Below are 17,615 nucleotides of genomic sequence, written 5' to 3'. Positions count from 1 at the left end.
CGCAGCGGCAATGTTTGAACAAAGGCGCGCCCTCGGGCGCGCTTTCGGCAATGGTGCGACGGCACGCGTTGCAACGCATAAAACCTGAAAGAGCTTTCGCATGACGACGTTGACCTTTCGCAAGCCGAGCGCGATACCCGGCTTCGGCCTGACGCTCGGCATCACGCTGGCGTATCTGAGCCTCGTGGTGCTAATTCCGCTCGCGGCCACTTTTCTCAAGACGGCCACGCTCGACTGGAGCCAGTTCGTGCGCGCCGTTACGTCGCCACGCGTGCTCGCGTCGTACCGGCTGACGTTCTTCTCGGCACTCGGTGGCGCGCTGATCAACGCGGTGTTTGGCTTTCTGGTCGCGTGGGTGCTGGTGCGCTACAAGTTTCCGTTCAAGCGCATCATCGACGCCGTCGTCGATCTGCCGTTTGCGCTGCCCACATCGGTGGCGGGCATCTCGCTCGCGGCGATCTATTCGGGCAATGGCTGGGTCGGCCAGTTTCTCGAACCGCTCGGCATCAAGATCGCGTTCACACCGGCGGGCGTGCTGGTCGCGCTGACCTTCATCGGCTTGCCGTTCGTCGTGCGGACTGTGCAGCCCGTGCTCGAAGAGTTCGAGCGCGAGCAGGAAGAGGCGGCCGCGTGCCTGGGCGCCTCGCGCTGGCTGACGTTCCGGCGCGTCGTATTTCCCAGTGTGTTTCCCGCGCTGCTGACGGGCTTTGCATTGGCGTTCGCGCGTGCGTTGGGCGAATACGGCTCGGTGATCTTCATCGCGGGCAACGTGCCGATGAAGTCGGAGATCACGTCGCTGCTCATCATCACGAAGCTGGAGCAATACGATTACGCGGGCGCGACGGCGCTGGCTGTCGTGATGCTGGTGGTGTCGTTCCTGATGCTGCTGCTGATCAACACGCTGCAGTGGTATCTGCAGCGGCGCACGACCCGCGGCCGCACGGCGCCTACGGTGCCGGTTGTGTCGTCGGCTGCGCTGACGGGAGGTGCGCAATGAGCCAGGATTCCGTAGTGCTTTCCGGCTCGGGCGCAGGCAACACTAACGCCGTGCGCCGTCCCGACCCGGTGACCGAGCCGCGCGTCGTGCGCTGGATTCTGACGGGCATCGCGTTGCTGTTTCTCGCGCTGTTTCTCGCGCTGCCCCTCGTTGCCGTGTTCTATCAGGCGTTCAGCAAGGGCGTTGCGTACTACTTCGAGTCGCTCGCGGATCCGGATGCCGTGTCCGCGATCAAGCTGACGCTCTTGACGGCAGCGATTGCCGTGCCGCTCAACCTCGTGTTCGGTCTCGCGGCATCGTGGTGTATCGCAAAGTTCGAGTTCCGCAGCAAGGCGCTGCTGACGACGCTGATCGACCTGCCGTTCTCGGTGTCGCCTGTGATCTCCGGCCTGATCTACGTGCTGATGTTCGGCGCGCAAGGCTGGTTCGGACCGTGGCTCGCCGATCACAACGTGCAGATCATTTTCGCGGTGCCGGGCATCGTGCTCGCGACGATCTTCGTCACATTCCCGTTCGTCGCGCGCGAGCTGATTCCGCTGATGCAGGCGCAAGGCAACGACGAGGAAGAAGCCGCGCACGTGCTCGGCGCGTCGGGCTGGCAGATCTTCCGGCGCGTCACGCTGCCGAACGTCAAATGGGGTCTGCTGTATGGCGTGATCCTGTGCAACGCGCGGGCGATGGGCGAGTTCGGCGCGGTGTCGGTGGTGTCGGGCCACATTCGCGGACAGACGGACACGATGCCGCTGCACGTCGAGATTCTCTACAACGAATATAACTTTTCGGCGGCCTTCGCCGTGGCGTCGCTGCTCGCGTTGCTCGCGCTCGTCACGCTCGGCCTGAAGCTGCTCGCCGAGCGCCACCTGTCGGCGGAACTGGCGAGCGCGAGCGACGTGCCTGCGCATGCCGGTCCCGTGAGCAAGCCGTCCACGCAGTCGACGAATACCGCCGCACAATCGGTCCAGTAAGGAGAGTTGTCAAAGATGGGCATCACCGTACGCAATCTGCAAAAGCGCTTTGGCGATTTCACCGCGCTCGACAACGTCTCACTCGATTTTCCGCCGGGCGAACTCGTCGCGCTGCTTGGACCTTCGGGCTGTGGCAAGACCACCTTGCTGCGCGTAATCGCGGGCCTCGAATACGCGGACGCGGGCCAGGTCGTGCTGCAAGGCCAGGACGTCGCGGAAGTGGGCGCGCGCGAGCGCAACGTCGGCTTCGTGTTCCAGCATTACGCGCTGTTCCGTCATATGACGGTGTTCGAGAACGTCGCGTTCGGCCTGCGCGTGAAGCCGCGCAAGGAGCGTCCGTCCGAAGCCGTGATCCGCGAGAAAGTGCATGAACTGCTGAAGCTCGTGCAGCTCGACTGGCTCGCGCAACGCTATCCGTCGGAGCTGTCGGGCGGCCAGCGGCAACGTATCGCATTGGCGCGCGCGCTGGCCGTCGAGCCGAAAGTGCTGCTGCTCGACGAACCGTTCGGCGCGCTCGATGCGAAAGTGCGCAAGGAACTGCGCAGCTGGCTGCGCCGTCTGCACGACGACCTGCATATCTCGACGATCTTCGTCACGCATGACCAGGAAGAAGCGCTCGAAGTCGCGGACCGTATCGTCGTGCTGAATCACGGGCACGTCGAGCAGGTGGGCAGCCCGCAAGACGTCTACGATCATCCGCAGACCTCGTTCGTCTACGAGTTTCTCGGCGCGGCGAACCGGCTGCATGGCAGCGTCGACGGCAGGGGTTTCGTCGTCGATGGCGCCGCGCAGCCTATCGCGATCGAAGCGAACTTCCAGGGGCCCGCGTTCGCTTACGTGCGTCCGCACGATCTCGTGCTGTATCCGCAGGCTTCAGGACATCGCGACGGCATCGTCGTCGGCGTGCGGCGCGTGGTGACGCTGGGCGGCTCGGTGCGTGTCGAGCTCGAAGGGCGTGCAGGTCACGTGCTCGAAGCGGAACTGGATCGCGAAGCATGGCGCGAATTGCAACTCGGTGTCGGCGATGGCGTGACGGCCGTGCCGCGCGCGTTGCGTGTATTCCCTGCACATTGAACGGCGCACCAGGCAGCGTCATTTCAACCCAGGCATTGAACAACAAACCTACTCTGGCTGAACCGGAGACATCGATATGAATTTCCAGCAGCTGCGCTTCGTGCGCGAAGCCGTACGGCAGAACATGAACCTGACGGAAGTCGCGAACGTGCTGTACACGTCGCAGTCGGGCGTCTCGAAGCAGATCAAGGATCTCGAGGACGAACTGGGCGTCGATATTTTCATTCGACGCGGCAAGCGTCTGACGGGGCTGACGGAGCCGGGCAAGGCAGTGCATCAGCTGATCGAGCGGATGCTGCTCGACGCGGAGAACCTGCGCCGCGTCGCGCGCCAGTATGCGGATCAGGATAACGGCCACCTCGTCGTCGCGACGACGCACACGCAGGCGCGATACGCGCTGCCGAAGGTGGTCCGCCAGTTCACTTCGGTTTATCCGAAGGTGCATCTCGCGCTGCGCCAAGGCAACCCGCAGCAGATCGCGCAGATGATCATCAACGGCGAGGCCGACATCGGCATCTCGACGGAAGCGCTCGACCGTTATCCCGACATCGTCACGTTCCCGTGCTATTCGTGGCACCACGTCGTGGTCGTGCCGAAGGGGCATCCGCTGGTGGGCCGTGAGAACATCACGCTGGAAGAGGTCGCCGAATACCCGATCGTCACGTACGACCAGGATTTCACGGGCCGCTCGCACATCGATCAGGCGTTTGCGAAGGTGGGCGCGCTGCCCGACGTCGTGCTGACGGCCATCGACGCGGACGTGATCAAGACCTACGTCGAACTCGGCATGGGCATCGGCATCGTCGCCGCGATGGCGTTCGATCCGAAGCGCGACACCGAACTCGTGGCGCTCGACACGCAGCATCTGTTCGAAGCGAGCACGACGCGCATCGGTTTGCGCAAGGGTGCGTTCCTGCGTGCCTATGCGTACCGGCTGATCGAGATGTTCGCGCCGCAACTGCACGAAGCGGATATCGCGAGCCAGTTGCGCGAAGCGGCCTGATAGTGGGTGTTTTGCGCGCGAGCTTCATCTAGAGGCTCGCGTTTTCATCGATGGCGGCGGCGTGCGCATCGCTTACAATCGCCGCCATGAATACCTCTACTTCTGCATCGCGCGCGCTGCCGCGCATCGCCGTGCTTGCGACGGGCGGCACGATCGCGGGCGCCGCGCCCGACGCGACCAATACATCGGGCTATCAGGCGGGCGTCGTCGGCGTCGGGCAACTGCTCGCCGCCGTGCCGTCGCTGGCTGCTGTTGCGAATGTGCAGGCCGAGCAGGTCGCGAGCGTCGACAGCAAAGACATGACGCTCGCGTTGTGGAGCACGCTCGCGCAGCGCATCAATGCGCTGCTGGCTTCCGATGAAGTCGACGGCGTGGTCGTCACGCATGGCACCGATACGCTCGAAGAAACCGCCTATCTGCTGCATCTGAGCGTCAAGAGCGACAAGCCTGTCGTGCTGACGGCGGCGATGCGGCCGTCGTCGGCACTGTCCGCCGATGGCCCGCTGAATCTGCTCAACGCCGTGATCGTCGCGGGCAACGCCAAAGCCCGCGGGCAGGGCGTGCTGGTCGCGTTCAACAACCGCATTCACAGCGCACGCGACGTCGTGAAGACGAGCACGTACGCCGTCGATGCGTTTCAGTCGCCCGAAATCGGCGCGCTGGGCTGGGTGCAGGATGGGCGCGTCGAGTTTCAACGCAGCGTCGTGCGGCCGCATACGGGCGCGACACCGTTCGTGATCGATTCGAACAGCGCGGCATGGCCGTTGGTCGAAGTCGTGACGAGCTATGCGGGTGTGTCGCGTGTGGCCGTCGATGCGCTCGTTTCAGCGGGCGTGAAGGGCATCGTCGTCGCGGGCACGGGCAACGGCTCGATTCACTCGACCGTGCAGACGGCGCTCGCCGAAGCGGCGGCAAAGGGCGTCGCGATCGTGCGGTCGTCGCGTGTCGGCTCGGGGCACGTGATGCGCAATGGTGCAGCCGCCGACGATGCGCTCGGCTTCGTTACGGCAGGCGCACTCAATCCGTACAAGGCGCGCGTGCTGCTGATGCTCGCGCTCGCGGCAGGCCATACGACGCCGGTTGCGTTGCAGCAAGTCTTCGATACGTACTGATTCCATCCGCATCACAAGACGACGCGATCGTTCCTCGCGAATATAACGCGTCGCTCGCTCACATTCCCTCGCCTGGAAGGCTGCTTCGCGGATGCCGCGTGGCAGACATTCGTCCGACGTTTGGCTGAACATCGTCTATAACAGTCAGTAGCCCGCCGCACGGCAAGCTTTCAGATGGCATCGCGCAAACGGGTTCCGTTGCACTTGCAACGGCTTGCGATGCCATCACACGCTGCATCATGACGTTCATGTCTTTCCCGTACCCGTCGTTGCAGGTCCAACAAACCGCATCAAAATGACAGGAGACATACCGATGAACGCATCCCTGAAGCTCTTGCCGCTCGCCATCGGCGCAGCATTCGCGATCCTGCCTGCCGCTTACGCCGCGCAGGACAACGTGCAGACGCTGTCGAACTTCAAGACCACGGGCAACACGAAACCAGCCGAAACGGTGCCGCAGACGGGCGCGCGCGCCGACGCGCTGCGCGAAAACCTGAAGGCGATCAAGCTGCCGTCTGGCTTCAAGATCGAACTGTATGCCATCGTGCCCGAGGCGCGCGCGATGACAATCGAGCCGTCGACGGGCGTGGTGTTCGTCGGCACGCGCAAGGATCGCGTGTGGCAGGTGACGGACCGGACCAAGCGGCGCGTTGCCGACGACGTCGTGCAGTTTGCGAGTTCCGTTACCTTCAAGGTGCCCAACGGCGTGTGCTTCTCGCCGGATGGCGTGCTGTACATCGTCGAGCAGAACCGCGTGCTGGCGTTTCCCGCTGCGCAGTTCTTCGGCGAGGGCGGCCCGGACGTGGCCGCCGCTGTGGTCGTGCCGCAGGGCAAGCTGATTCCGCCGCAGTTCGAAAGCTTCAATCATGGCGCGCGTTATTGCCGCGTCGGGCCTGACAAGAAGCTGTACATCGCGCTCGGCCAGCCGTGGAACGTGCCGCCCAAGGACAAACTCGCCGAGCTCGACAAGAACGGACTCGCGGGCATCATCCGCCTCGACCAGAACGGCAAGAATCGCGAAGTGTATGCACATGGGGTGCGCAATTCGGTGGGCCTCGATTTCAATCCGAAGGACAAGTCGCTGTGGTTCACCGACAACCAGGTGGACGGCATGGGCGATGACATCCCGCCCGGCGAACTGAATCACGCGACGAAGGCGGGCGCGAACTTCGGGTTCCCATGGTATGGCGGCGGCCATGTTCGCACGGAGGAATACAAGGACCAGACGCCGCCTGCGGGCGTGGTGTTCCCGATGGTCGAGTACGCTGCGCACGCGGCGGATCTTGGCATGTCGTTCTATACGGGCAAGATGTTTCCGGAGAAGTATCAGGGCGGCATCTTTGATGCGGAGCATGGTTCGTGGAATCGGACGAAGCCGATTGGTGCGCGCATCATGTACACGCCTGTCAAGGACGATGGCTCGGTCGGGGAGACCGAAGTTTTTGCGGAAGGGTGGTTGACGCCGAACGGTGAGTACATGGGACGTCCTGTCGATGTGCAGCAGTTGCAGGATGGGTCGTTGCTCGTGTCGGATGATTACGCTGGCGCGATTTATCGGATTTCGTACGCGAAATGAGGCGTTTTTTTTTGCTACCGATAGCGGTCGTGTTCGTTGTTGCAGGGTTCGCCTGCGCGGCGAATGCAGCCGATCTTGCCAAGGGGCGCGCCAAGGCTGTGCAGTGCCAGGCGTGTCATGGGATGGATGGCATCGCCAAGATTCCTGAAGCGCCGAATCTGGCTGGGCAGAATGAGGATTATTTGATTAAGGCGCTGAAGGACTTCAAGTCGGGGGCGCGGCAGAATGACATGATGTCGCTGGTCGCGAAGCCGCTGTCTGATGGTGATATCGCCAATCTGGCGGCGTTTTATCATGGCCTTCGGTGAGGTTTTTGTTTGTCTTCGACGTTCTAGTGTGGTGTGCTTGTGTTTTTGCTGGCATCCGCGTTACGGTGTTTGCCATTCAAGCGTCGCCCCTGTGCGGGGCGGCACCTACTTTTCTTTGCCGCCGCAAAGAAAAGTAGGCAAAAGAAAGCGGCTAACACCGCCAATCTTTCTTCTTGCCTGAGGGCCCCCAGACGGTCCCACACTTCACACGGCAACGTCCTTCTTCGCGTGCGTTGCCAACGCTTCGAATGACCGCCTCACCCACTTCAAACACCCGCACAAGGGCTCGCGGCAGCGAATGGTTTGCGCCGCCCAGGTGGCAAACTATGTGTAGGTTGTCGCGGCGTACAGCTTGGTGCTCTTACATGGTGGAACGCCGGCGCTATCGGTTCGGAGTGAGGCGTGTGAGGTGCTACGGCCTACACACAGTTTGCCACCTGGGCGGCGGAGGAATATCTGGCACTGCGTGCTGTAACGCGGGGGTGTGAAGCGGGTGAGGCGCTCATTCAGCGCGTTGGCAACGAACGCGGAACAAGCAGATCGCCGTGTGAAGTGTAGGACCGGTTGGGGGCCCTCAGGCAAGAAGAAATGTTGGCGGTGTTAGCCGCTTTCTTTTGCCTACTTTTCTTTGCGGCGGCAAAGAAAAGTAGGTGCCGCCCCGCACAGGGGCGACGCTTGAAGCACGAAGGCAAAGCGCGGATGCCAGCGCAGAGACAAACACCGTAACGCGGATGCCAGCGCAAAGCCAGGCACACAACATCAACGCCGCCAGCGCAAAAGCAAAGCCCCCACCAGCGTCGCAGACAAAAAAAACCAAAAAACCAAAAAACCAAACCACAGCAGGACACCCGACGATGACGTCTGACCGACCAAGGCTTCCCCGTCATCGCCGGGTGCCGCTGCGGACCCCACTTGCCGCTCTCAGCCCAGAGCGACATGATTTGCCCAATCCGATGCGTGCCGCGCGCCGGACCAGGCGCCCCACTTGTGCGCCACCGTGTTTCGCACACGGCAGCCGTCGTTGCATTAAAGCGTCACAGGCTCGCTCAAGCCGCTTTCTGATCTGCTGCAGGCGCCTGTGCGACTTCAAAATTCGCCATGATTTCGAGCGCGCGAACCATCGCCGAGTGATCCCATGCCTTGCCGCCATTCGCCGCGCACACGCTGAACAGTTGCTGGGCACTGGCCGTATGCGGCAATGCGATGCCAAGCTTGCGCGCGCCATCGAGTGCGAGGTTCAGATCCTTCTGGTGCAACTCGATCCGGAAGCCCGGGTTGAACGTGCGCTTCGTCATCCGCTCGCCGTGCACTTCGAGAATGCGCGACGACGCGAAGCCGCCCATCAACGCTTTGCGCACGCGCTCCGGATCGGCGCCCGAACGCGCCGCGAACAACAGCGCTTCCGCGACGGCTTCGATGTTCAGCGCGACGATGATCTGGTTCGCCACCTTGCAGGTCTGTCCCGCGCCGTTGTCGCCGATCAGCGAGATGTTCTTGCCCATCAGGTCGAACAGCGGCTTGGCCAGATCGAACGACTTTTGCGGGCCGCCGACCATGATCGTCAGCGTCGCATCCCGTGCGCCGATTTCGCCGCCGGAGACGGGCGCGTCGAGATAGTCGCAACCCAGTTCGTTGATCTTCTTCGCGAACGCCTGCGTGTCAAGCGGCGAGATCGAGCTCATGTCGATCACGAGCTTGCCCTTCGTCAGGCCTTTCGCCACGCCGTCATCGGCGAACAGCACGTTCGCGACGTCGGGCGTGTCGGGCACCATGATCACGACGATATCGGCCGCCTGCGCAACAGCCGTCGAATCAGCGACCGACGTGGTCGTGTTGGCGAGATCTTCCGGCACCGGGTACGCGCCATTGACGAACAGCGTATGACCGCCCTTGATGAGGTTGCGCGCCATGTGCGCGCCCATGATGCCGAGGCCGATGAAACCGATCTTTGCCATTGAATGAGTCTCCAGTAAATAAGGTTCGAAATGTGCTCGTGTGTCGTTGCAATCAGGCGCCGATATCAGGCGGAGGCATGAGCGCGCTTCACGCCCGCGACGCTCTCCAGCCAGCCGAGGCCTTCCGCCGTCGTCGTGCGCGGCTTGTACTCGCAGCCGATGTAGCCCCGATAGCCGAGCGAATCGAGCAGATCGAACAGGAACGGATAGTTGATTTCGCCCGTGCCCGGCTCGTTGCGCCCCGGGTTGTCGGCGAGCTGGATGTGAGCGATCTGCGCGAAATTCTTCTTGATCGTCGCGGCGAGTTCGCCTTCCATCCGTTGCATGTGATAGATGTCGTACTGCAGGAACAGGTTGTCGGAGCCGACGGCCTGAATCACATCGAGTCCTTCCGACGAGCGGTTCAATGCGAAGCCCGGAATGTCGTACGAGTTGCACGGCTCGACGAGCAGCCTGATGCCTTCGTTCTTCAACGCGGCAGCGGCAAAGCTCAGGTTGTCGACGATCGTCGCGCGCGCCTTGTCGGCATCAACGCCCTTCGGAATGCCGACGAGGCAGTTCAGTTGCGGCACCTTCAGCGCCTTCGCGTATTCGATGGCACGGCCCACGCCTTCCTGAAACTCGCCGACGCGATCCGGCAGCGAAGCAATCCCGCGTTCGCCCGCTTCCCAGTTGCCGGCGGGCAGGTTGTGCAGCACGAGCTTCAGCTTGTTCTGCGCGAGCCGCTCGGACAGTTCGGCGATCTGATACGGATACGGGAACAGAAACTCGACGGCGTCAAAGCCCGCGTCGGCGGCCGCTGCAAAGCGGTCGAGGAACGGGACTTCGTTGAACAGCATCGTGAGATTCGCGGCAAATTTCGGCATGTTGCTTTTTCTCTCTGGTCGGTCAAATTGAACAGCACGGCGCGGGCGGATGCGTTTCACTGGAAACGCGTCCGCCCGGATGAGGCGGGTACGGCATTTAGTCGAGCAGGCTGACCGCGCTCGGCGCATCGGCGCGCGTCACGGCGAGATCTTCGAACTCGTTGATCGCGTCGATCTCGGCGCCCATCGAAATGTTGGTCACACGCTCGAGAATCACTTCGACGATCACCGGCACGTTGTACTCGGAGAGCATCGACTGCGCTTTTTCCAGCGCCGGCTTGATCTCTTCCGGCTTGAACACGCGGATCGCCTTGCAGCCGAGGCCTTCAGCCACCGCGACGTGATCGACGCCATAGCCTTCGAGTTCCGGCGCGTTGATGTTGTCGAACGCGAGCTGCACGCAGAAGTCCATGTCGAACGCGCGCTGCGCCTGGCGGATCAGGCCCAGATACGAGTTGTTCACGACCACATGCACGTACGGCAGCTTGAACTGCGCGCCCACGGCCAGTTCTTCGATCATGAACTGGAAGTCGTAGTCGCCCGACAGCGCGACGATGGGGCGCTGCGGATCAGCGGCACGCACGCCCAGCGCTGCCGGAATCGTCCAGCCGAGCGGGCCGGCCTGGCCGCAGTTAATCCAGTTGCGCGCCTTGAACACGTGCAAGAACTGCGCGGCGGCGATCTGCGACAGGCCGATCGTGCTCACGTAGCACGTATCGCGGCCGAACACCTTGTTCATCTCTTCGTACACGCGCTGCGGCTTGATCGGCACGTTCTCGAAGTGCGTCTTGCGTTGCAGCGTGCGCTTGCGTTCCTGGCATTCCTCGACCCACGCGCCGCGGTCCTTCAGCTTGCCTGCTGCCTTCCATTCCTTCGCGACTTCGACGAACAGTTCGAGCGCGAGCTTCGCGTCGGACACGATGCCGAGATCCGGGCCGAACACGCGGCCGATCTGCGTCGGTTCGATATCGACGTGCACGAACTTGCGGCCCTTCGTATATACCTCGACGCTGCCCGTGTGACGGTTCGCCCAGCGGTTGCCGATGCCGAGCACGAAATCCGAGGCGAGCATCGTCGCGTTGCCGTAGCGATGCGACGTTTGCAGGCCGACCATGCCCGCCATCAGCGGGTGATCGTCGGGAATCGCGCCCCACGACATCAGCGTCGGGATCACGGGCACGCCGATCGTTTCGGCGAACTGCACGAGCAGATCTTCAGCGGCAGCGTTCAACACGCCGCCACCGGAGACGATCAGCGGCTTCGCGGAATCGTTGAGCAGCGTGAGCGCGGCTTCGATCTGCTTGCGCGTCGCGGCGGGCTTATAGATGGGCAGCGGCTCGTAGGTCTCGATGTCGAACTCGATCTCGGCGAGTTGCACGTCGATGGGGAGGTCGACCAGCACGGGACCGGGACGGCCCGAGCGCATCAGATGGAACGCCTGCTGGAACACGCGCGGCACGAGGGCCGGTTCGCGCACCGTGACGGCCCACTTCGTGACGGGCTTGGCGATCGATTCGATATCGACGGCCTGGAAGTCTTCCTTGTACAGACGCGCGCGCGGCGCCTGACCGGTGATCGCGAGAATCGGAATCGAGTCGGCGGAGGCGGAGTAGAGGCCGGTGATCATGTCGGTGCCGGCGGGGCCCGACGTGCCGATGCACACGCCGATATTGCCGGGCGCTGCGCGCGTATAGCCTTCCGCCATGTGCGATGCGCCTTCGACGTGGCGCGCCAGCACGTGACTGATGTTGCCTGCCTTGCGCATGGCCGAGTAGAACGGGTTGATGGCGGCGCCGGGAACGCCGAAAGCCGTGTCGATGCCTTCTTTTTCGAGCACGAGTACCGCTGCGTCGACGGCTCTCATCTTGGCCATGAATGTCTCCTGGAAGTCTGTAAAGCGGATGGGTGTTAGGCACACTTTAAGACTGCATCTAAGGTTTGATAAGATCATTCACGGTCGCTTATTCCAAAACAAAAAGTATGGAATACGGGTGGGACGCCCATTGGGGCGCGTTGCGGCGAGACGCCCGTGCACAGCACCTGGAGACGAAAAATGGATCGCTTTAAACAGATCGAAACGTTCGTGCGCGTCGCGGACGCGGGCAGCCTGGCGTCGGCGGCGCTGGAAGAGGGCGTGTCGCCCGTGATCCTCGGACGCCGGATCGACGCGCTCGAAAAGCGCCTGGGCGTCAAGCTGATGTACCGTTCGACGCGCCGGCTGGTGGTCAGCGAAGAGGGCGCGGCGTTTCTCGAACGTTGCCGCGGCCTGCTCAGCGAATGGGACCAGGCGGAAAACGAGTTGATGGCGGGGCGGCGGTCGGTCAACGGGCATCTGATCGTGTCGGCGCCTGCCGCGTTCGGGCGTAAGCATGTTGCGCCGCTCGCGCCCGAATTTCTGAAGGACAAGCCCGAATTACAGGTTTCGTTCAATCTGACCGACCGCGTCGTCGATCTGGTGCGCGAGGGCTACGATCTGTCGATTCGCATCGGCGGGGCTGTCGATCCGAACTTTGTGGCCGTCAAGCTTGCGACGAACCGGCGCGTCGTGTGCGGGACGCCTGAATACTTCCGCAAGCATGGCAAGCCGAAGGCGCTCGAGGATCTGCCGGCCCACAACTGCCTCGCGTTCAACCTCCAAGGCGGGCAGAACCGCGGCTGGTACTTCCGGCGCAATGGCAAGCTGACGACGGTGCGCGTCGGCGGCACGCTCGATTGCAACGACGGCGAGTTGCTGCACCGCTGGGTGTCGGAAGGGCTCGGGCTTGGCTGGCGCTCGACGTGGGAAATCGATCAGCAACTCGCGAGGGGCGAGCTCGAGACCGTGCTCGATGAATATGCGCTGCCTGATTACGACATTCTTGCTGTTTATCCGCAGCAGCGGTATGTGCCCGCGAAAGTCAGGTATTTCATTGATTATCTGAAAGAGGTTTATGCGCGGCCTGATTACTGGGTTAATGCGGGGTGATGTGGGGTTTTTTCGCCTTGCGGTGGGAGTGTTTTGGTGTTTTTGGCGGTTGCGCCTTCGTGGCGCGGGCGTTGCCGTTCGGTGTTTTGGTATTTGCGATGGCATTCGTGAGGCGGTGGGTTTGCTGCGCAGACGGTTTGGTGTTTCGGCGTTTGCGCTGGCATCCGCGCTATGCCTTCGTGCTTCAGGCGTTGCCCCTGTGCGGGGCGGCACCTACTTTTCTTTGCCGCCGCAAAGAAAAGTAGGCAAAAGAAAGCGGCTCACACCGTCAGTTCTAGTTATTGCCTGAGGGCCCTCAACCGGTCTTACGCTTCACACGGCAGCATATCTGCTCGCGTGCGTTGCCAACGCGCTGAATGAGCGCCTCACCCGCTTCGAACTCCCGCACAAAGGCCAACGCCAGCGAATGGTTGCTGCCGCCCAGGTGGCAAACTGTGTGTAGGTTGTCGCGTCGTATAGCTTGGCGCTCTTACATGGTGGAACGCGTGCGCTATCGGTCCGAAGTGAGGCGTGTGAGGTGCTACGGCCTACACACAGTTTGCCACCTGGGCGGCGGTGGAATATCTGGCACGGCATGATGCAGCGCGGGTGCGTGAAGCGGGTGAGGCGCACCGCAAGAGCGTTGGCAACGAACATGGGTCACGTGATTGCCGTGTGAAGCGTAGGACCCTTTGGGGGCCCTCAGGCAAACACAAGTGCTGGCGGTGTGAGCCGCTTTCTTTTGCCTACTTTTCTTTGCGGCGGCAAAGAAAAGTAGGTGCCGCCCCGCACAGGGGCGACGCCTGAAGCACGAAGGCAATACGCGGATGCCAGCGAAAAGGCCAAAACACCGAACGGCGACGCGTGAAGGGCGAAGGCAAAACGCGGATGCCCGCGAACACCAACCCTGGCAAAAAACAAATCGCATCGCAGGATGCCGGCGCAACCCCAGGCGAACCACCAAAACCCACCCCTACCCAACCAAAATAGTCCCACTCATCGTCTCATGCCCCGACCCACAAAAAATATCGCACAAAAAATCGACAGTCCCAGCCGGTCCAGCCTGCGCCGGTAGGCGCACAACAGCCCCAGGCGGCACATCCGCCCGCACGTTGAACTGCGGAATCGCAAACCCCATAATCGTATCCACCGCGGTCAGCTCAAACACAACATTCTCATGCGGCGCGAGCTTGATCTGATTCGGCGTGAACACGAACTTGCGCGCACTAACCTTGATGACGCGCGGTTCGGCGGCGCGCGCGTCGAAATGGCCCGCGACGGCCAGCACCGCGCCCATCGCGGCAAGCGTGAAAACGCGGCGTCGCTTCCTGTCGACGGCAAAAGTCGGCATGGTGATCTCCCCGTTATGACGCCTTGATCGGCATTTCATCGAGCGCAAGCGCGCCCGACGGCCTCGCGACCTGCACTTGCCGCCAGCCCAGCCCGCGATACGGCGCGGACGCGTCCCACGGCACCGGCAGCTTCTTGGGCTGCGACATCGCAAGCGGCAGCGGAAACATCAGCGAGCGCGCCGCGTGATGCGCAATGTTGCCCGTCACCATGTGATGCTCCTGATGGATGTGGCCATAGAACACGGTCACGTTCTTGCGCCGGCTCAACACGTCGATCACCTGCGCGCCGTCGCGCGTCGCCCAGTCCCATTGCGGCGCGAGATCGAACAGCGGCCGGTGCGTGAAGACGACGATGCGCGCGTCCTGCGGCTGCTTGTCGATATCGGCTGCAAGCCACGCGATCTGCTGCTCGCCGACGCGGCCCGCCGGGTCCGACACGTTGTCGATCGTGATGAAGTGCACGCCCTTGTGATCGAACGTGTAGTGCGTCTGCCCGAAGTGCTCCTTGTACGCCGCGCCCGCGTCGAGGCTCGCGTCGTGCTCGCCAGGCATCAGGTACAGCGGCTTCACCTTCAGTTGCGCGATGATTTGCTGGAACTGGAGCATGCGTTCGTGGCGCAACGCGGTGTCGTCGGTGGTGTGCGTCAGGTCGCCCGTGAAGATCACGAAATCGGGCGGAGACGGCAACGCGTTGACGGCGGCAATCGCCTTCGGCAGCGTGCCTTTCGAATCGGGATTCACGCCGGGGCCTTCGAAGCCCCAATGAGCATCCGACAACTGGACGAAGTAGAAATCGTCGTCGCGTCCATACGAGAAGCCGGGCAACGCCGACGCGAATGCCGCACCGCCGACGGCCGCAAGGCGCAGGAAATCGCGCCGCTTCAGACATTTCAGATTGTTTTGCATGATTCTCCTCGCGAGTGAATGACTCATTTGCGGTACTGCGAGGCCATGCTTTCTATTCCCAACTTTATTTTTTACGGCAGGCGCGAATACCGGGAATAAACTGGATTCGAAATGGGTTTTGCAGCCGTGAAGTCTGGGCAAGCCTGGAGGCGATCGGTGGATGAGACCGGAAAACATGCTGGGGGCGACGCGCGCGCCGAGGCCGCGCGCAGTCTGCGCTTTCAGCAGATGGCGCTGCCGCATCTCGATGCGGCGTACAACCTTGCGCGCTGGCTATGCGGCAACGGACACGACGCCGACGACGTCGTGCAGGAAGCGTTCATGCGCGCTTACCGTTTCTTCGACACGTTCCACGGCGAGACCGCGCGGCCCTGGCTGCTCGCGATCGTGCGGCGCACGTGGTACACGGAATGGCGCAGGCGCTCGGGCGGCGTCAACGCGACGATCGAGTTCGATGAGAACCTCGACGACGAGACGTTCGAAGGCTGGAGCGCGAACTCGCCCGACCCCGAAGCGCTGCTGATCCGCGAGGAAAACACGCGGCTCGTGCACGAGGCGCTGGACATGCTGCCTGTCGAATATCGCGAGGTGCTGATCCTGCGCGAGCTGGAAGAGTTGAGCTACCGCGAGATCGCCACGATTGCGGATCTGCCCGTCGGCACCGTGATGTCGCGGCTCGCTCGAGGGCGACGCAAGCTCGCGACGGCGTTGACGACCTTGCAAACGAAGGGGAGCGCGCGGCCGAGAGGCGGCGCGCGCGATGGGGGCGCCGCGCAGCGTGGGCCGGACGGGGCAGACGATGTGCCGGGCGCGCGGCCAGCCATGCGCGCATCGGCCCGGACCGAGGGTCCGGGTCGTTCGGCGCACGCCGGCAGCGGCGCGCTGCCCGGCGGATCGCCCGATACCCCACGTAAAACCGAAGGCGGCTGGTTGCCGCACGCTCCCGGCGCGTTGCCGGGCGGACTCGCACAGGAGGCGCCAGATGGACTGTAACGAAGCACGGCCGCTTCTCGATGCGAATGCGGACCACGAACTCACGCCGCCGCAATCGCGCGACGTGCAGCGGCATATCGAAAGCTGCGAGGCATGCCGGAGGGAAAGCGAGATGGTAAGGGCAATGAAGGGCGCGGTGCGCTCGGCCAACTACTATCGCGCGCCGGATGAACTGCGCGCGAAGATCATGGCGGCGCTGCCGCCGACCGAGCTTGCCGCTCCGCAAGGGGCGGTGCGCGACAGCGAAATGCGGCCCGAGCCACGCGCGAGGCAGCGCAAAGGCTGGTTCGACTGGGTGCGGCTGCCGCAACTGCCGCAGCTCCCGAAAGGCGGCGGCTTCGGGCCGCTGGCGGGCGAGGGCGCGGGCGGCGCGATGAGCGGCGGCGGATGGCACACGGGCGCGGCCTGGCGCGGCGGTCTCGCGCTGGCGTTCTGTGCGCTCGTCGCGGCGGGCATCGCGGTGACGCTGCACCGGACGGGGGAACCGATGCCGTTGGTCGACGAACTGGTGGCGAGCCATGTGCGTGCGCAGCTGTCGGGGCACGATATCGACGTCGTGTCGACGGATCAGCACACGGTCAAGCCGTGGTTCAACGGCAAGCTCGACTACGCGCCGCCTGTGGAGGATCTCAGCGCGAGCGGCTTCCCGCTGGCTGGCGGGCGGCTCGACTATGTGGGGCATCGGCGGGTGGCTGTACTCACGTACCGGCATGCCAAGCACGTGATCGACGTCTACGTGTTCCCCGAAGACGACCGCGCGGCGGGCAAACCGGGCGCGGCGATCGTGCAAGATGGCTATGCGGTGGCGCGCTGGCGCGACGAAGGGATGATGTGGTGGGCCATCACGGACGCCGCGCCCGAGTCGCTGACGGCGTTGCAGGCCGCGCTGACGGCCCGGCTGCACGGCGGGGAGCCGGGGGCCCCTTATTCCGGCAGTTGAGGGCGACTGAAGACTTTTGATGGCATTTGAAGGGCGGCTGGCGGCATGTTTTTGTGCCGCCAGCCGCCCTAAATCATTGAAAACACGCCCGAATCCGGCGGATGCCACCTGCTTTATCTTGCAAACAGTGCCGATTCAGGTTATATTCTTCGGCTTCTCACTTGCCACACCGGTTCGACGCCCGGGTGGCTTCTATCCATAAGTCAGCACAAGGAGTGAACATGCGTCATTACGAAATCGTCTTTATCGTGCACCCCGATCAGAGCGAGCAAGTGCCCGCCATGATCGAGCGTTACAAGACCACGATCACGTCGCACGGTGGCCAGATCCACCGCATCGAAGACTGGGGCCGTCGCCAACTGGCCTACATGATCGAGAAACTCGCGAAGGCTCACTACGTCTGCATGAACATCGAATGCGACCAGACTACGCTCGACGAACTGGAACACGCGTTCAAGTTCAACGACGCCGTTCTGCGTCACCTCATCGTCAAGATGAAGAAGGCCGAAACCGGCCCGTCGCCGATGATGAAGGAAGTGCAGCGCGAAGAAGCCAAGAAGGCGGCTGCATCGCAGCCGACGGAAGCGCAGGCTTAAAGCAGAACCATTAAGCCATCAGAGTCAC

At 62.9% G+C, this 17,615-nt stretch carries 16 protein-coding genes; 11 read left to right on the top strand and 5 right to left on the bottom strand.

What is annotated here, in order from left to right:
• Window positions 1-100: 100 nt before the first annotated feature.
• From cysT to SB822_RS46150, 7 genes are all read left to right on the top strand, one after another.
• Entirely contained in the window at window positions 101-997 is an 897-nt protein-coding gene (cysT, locus tag SB822_RS46180; protein WP_007587987.1) for a sulfate ABC transporter permease subunit CysT, read from the top strand.
• A complete protein-coding gene (gene cysW / locus SB822_RS46175) occupies window positions 994-1,962 on the top strand; it encodes a sulfate ABC transporter permease subunit CysW (protein ID WP_090839039.1) in 969 nt (322 codons plus the stop codon). The genes cysT and cysW overlap by 4 nt, the downstream gene beginning before the upstream one ends.
• A gap of 15 nt (window positions 1,963-1,977) precedes the next feature.
• A complete protein-coding gene (locus SB822_RS46170; protein ID WP_090839041.1) occupies window positions 1,978-3,036 on the top strand; it encodes a sulfate/molybdate ABC transporter ATP-binding protein in 1,059 nt (352 codons plus the stop codon).
• 76 nt (window positions 3,037-3,112) lie between these two features.
• Window positions 3,113-4,039, top strand: coding sequence for a CysB family HTH-type transcriptional regulator (locus SB822_RS46165; protein ID WP_086916378.1), 927 nt, complete (start codon window positions 3,113-3,115; stop codon window positions 4,037-4,039).
• 50 nt (window positions 4,040-4,089) lie between these two features.
• On the top strand, window positions 4,090-5,151 hold the full coding sequence (locus tag SB822_RS46160; protein WP_090839043.1) for an asparaginase: 1,062 nt from the start codon (window positions 4,090-4,092) through the stop codon (window positions 5,149-5,151).
• A gap of 313 nt (window positions 5,152-5,464) precedes the next feature.
• On the top strand, window positions 5,465-6,727 hold the full coding sequence (locus tag SB822_RS46155; RefSeq protein ID WP_090839045.1) for a PQQ-dependent sugar dehydrogenase: 1,263 nt from the start codon (window positions 5,465-5,467) through the stop codon (window positions 6,725-6,727).
• A gap of 29 nt (window positions 6,728-6,756) precedes the next feature.
• Entirely contained in the window at window positions 6,757-7,035 is a 279-nt protein-coding gene (locus SB822_RS46150; protein ID WP_407671671.1) for a c-type cytochrome, read from the top strand.
• 1,046 nt (window positions 7,036-8,081) lie between these two features.
• Here the strand turns inward: SB822_RS46150 and SB822_RS46145 are convergent.
• From SB822_RS46145 to gcl, 3 genes are all read right to left on the bottom strand, one after another.
• Window positions 8,082-8,990, bottom strand: coding sequence for a 2-hydroxy-3-oxopropionate reductase (locus tag SB822_RS46145; protein ID WP_009769540.1), 909 nt, complete (start codon window positions 8,988-8,990; stop codon window positions 8,082-8,084).
• Between the two features lie 65 nt (window positions 8,991-9,055).
• Window positions 9,056-9,856, bottom strand: a complete 801-nt coding sequence (otnI, locus tag SB822_RS46140) for a 2-oxo-tetronate isomerase (RefSeq protein ID WP_090839266.1) — start codon at window positions 9,854-9,856, stop codon at window positions 9,056-9,058.
• Window positions 9,857-9,953: 97 nt separating this feature from the next.
• Window positions 9,954-11,729 carry a glyoxylate carboligase gene (gcl, locus tag SB822_RS46135; protein WP_042310181.1) on the bottom strand — a complete coding sequence of 592 codons (1,776 nt, stop codon included), beginning with the start codon at window positions 11,727-11,729 and terminating at the stop codon, window positions 9,954-9,956.
• 180 nt (window positions 11,730-11,909) lie between these two features.
• On the opposite strand from gcl, the gene SB822_RS46130 reads away from it, so the two are divergent.
• Window positions 11,910-12,821, top strand: coding sequence for a LysR family transcriptional regulator (locus SB822_RS46130; RefSeq protein WP_007745410.1), 912 nt, complete (start codon window positions 11,910-11,912; stop codon window positions 12,819-12,821).
• A 952-nt stretch (window positions 12,822-13,773) separates the two neighbouring features.
• On the opposite strand, the gene SB822_RS46125 is transcribed toward SB822_RS46130, so the two are convergent.
• Both SB822_RS46125 and SB822_RS46120 read right to left on the bottom strand, forming a co-directional pair.
• Complete coding sequence (locus SB822_RS46125) at window positions 13,774-14,151, bottom strand: cupredoxin domain-containing protein (protein WP_090835326.1); 378 nt, start codon at window positions 14,149-14,151, stop codon at window positions 13,774-13,776.
• A 13-nt stretch (window positions 14,152-14,164) separates the two neighbouring features.
• Window positions 14,165-15,058: a metallophosphoesterase family protein gene (locus SB822_RS46120; RefSeq protein ID WP_090835324.1), complete on the bottom strand. Its 894-nt coding sequence runs from the start codon at window positions 15,056-15,058 to the stop codon at window positions 14,165-14,167.
• Between the two features lie 156 nt (window positions 15,059-15,214).
• Between SB822_RS46120 and SB822_RS46115 the strand changes: the two genes are divergently transcribed.
• The 3 genes from SB822_RS46115 (at window position 15,215) to rpsF (ending at window position 17,587) form a co-directional block, all read left to right on the top strand.
• Window positions 15,215-16,051, top strand: a complete 837-nt coding sequence (locus tag SB822_RS46115; RefSeq protein WP_176133829.1) for an RNA polymerase sigma factor — start codon at window positions 15,215-15,217, stop codon at window positions 16,049-16,051.
• On the top strand, window positions 16,041-16,991 hold the full coding sequence (locus SB822_RS46110; protein ID WP_090835319.1) for an anti-sigma factor family protein: 951 nt from the start codon (window positions 16,041-16,043) through the stop codon (window positions 16,989-16,991). Before SB822_RS46115 ends, SB822_RS46110 begins: the two co-directional genes overlap by 11 nt.
• Window positions 16,992-17,212: 221 nt before the next feature.
• On the top strand, window positions 17,213-17,587 hold the full coding sequence (gene rpsF / locus SB822_RS46105) for a 30S ribosomal protein S6 (RefSeq protein WP_007586564.1): 375 nt from the start codon (window positions 17,213-17,215) through the stop codon (window positions 17,585-17,587).
• Window positions 17,588-17,615: the final 28 nt, after the last annotated feature.

It is taken from the genome of Paraburkholderia sp. SIMBA_054 (assembly GCF_046534875.1).
GTDB lineage: Bacteria > Pseudomonadota > Gammaproteobacteria > Burkholderiales > Burkholderiaceae > Paraburkholderia > Paraburkholderia hospita.
This window is presented reverse-complemented; position numbering and strand designations above follow the sequence as displayed.